The 1147-nt window shown below is 68.4% G+C and carries 1 protein-coding gene; it reads left to right on the forward strand.

Going from position 1 to position 1147, the window contains the following annotated elements:
• Nucleotides 1–55 precede the first annotated feature (55 nt).
• Complete coding sequence (locus tag ACIPSA_RS51425) at nucleotides 56–1126, forward strand: IS630 family transposase (protein WP_402649266.1); 1071 nt, start codon at nucleotides 56–58, stop codon at nucleotides 1124–1126.
• Nucleotides 1127–1147: the final 21 nt, after the last annotated feature.

Raw genomic sequence — 1147 nt, forward strand, 5'->3', positions numbered from 1 at the left:
CTTACTGACTTCAGCTCGTCGGGGTGAATCTTCGCGAAGTCCCTGATGGGCGTGGATGGGTGGCTGTACCCCGTGGTGTGTGAGGTATGCGGATGGGGGCGGCCTGACCCCTGCGGGACGTCGGCGCCGGGAGACGGTACGGATGCAGGCAGCCGAGTTGTTCGAGCAGAAGGTCAAGCCGCCTGAAGTCGCACGGCGCCTGCGGGTGAGCGTGAAGTCGGCCTACCAGTGGCACCAGTTGTGGCGGGACGGCGGTGCACAGGCTCTGGCCTCCCGTGGCCCGAGCGGGTCGCGGTGCCGTCTGTCCCCGCGCTGTCTGGAGAAGCTGGCCGAGTATCTGGAGCAGGGCCCGGCCGCGCATGGCTGGGTGGAGGACCAGGTGTGGACGGCCGCCCGGGTGGCCACGCTGATCGGCAGGAAGTTCCACGTTGCCTACAGCGTCTCTGGGGCCACGCGGCTGATGCACCGGCTCGGCTTCAGCCCGCAGATCCCCGCGCGCCGGGTCGCCGCACGCGACGAGACGGCCGTCACCGTATGGAAGGAGGCGACCTGGGCCGAGGTAAAAGAGCCCGGGCGGCCTGCGGCGGCTACATCTGCTTCGAGGACGAGGCAGGCTTCACCCGGCGGCCGCACCCCGGTCGTGACCGTCAGCGGACGACGCTCGGGACGGCTGTCGGTGGCCGGACTGATCGCGATGCGGCCCGGCTTCCGCACCCGGCTGTGCCACCGCCTGCGCACCCACTCCGCGGGCAAAGGCAAGCGCCGCAGCATGGGCGAGCGCGACTTCATTGCGCTGATCGACGGCGTCCACCAACTCCTCAAAGCGCCGATCGTCCTCGTGTGGGACCGGCTCAACACACACGTCTCCCACGCCATGCGCGAGCTGATCGCCGAACGTGAATGGCTGACGGTATTCCTGCTGCCCGCCTACTCACCCGACCTCAACCCCGTCGAGGGCGTGTGGGCACACGTCAAACGCAGCCTGGCCAACCTCGCCGTCATGGCCCTCGACCGGCTCGAAGTCATCGTCCGCAACCGTCTCAAGCGCCTGCAGTACAGGCCCCACACTCTCGACGGCTTCATAGCCGGCACCGGCCTGACCCTCGACGACCCACCCTCACCCTGACGAGCTGAAGTCAGTAATGAC

Source organism: Streptomyces sp. NPDC086549 (genome assembly GCF_044746205.1).
Taxonomy (GTDB): domain Bacteria; phylum Actinomycetota; class Actinomycetes; order Streptomycetales; family Streptomycetaceae; genus Streptomyces.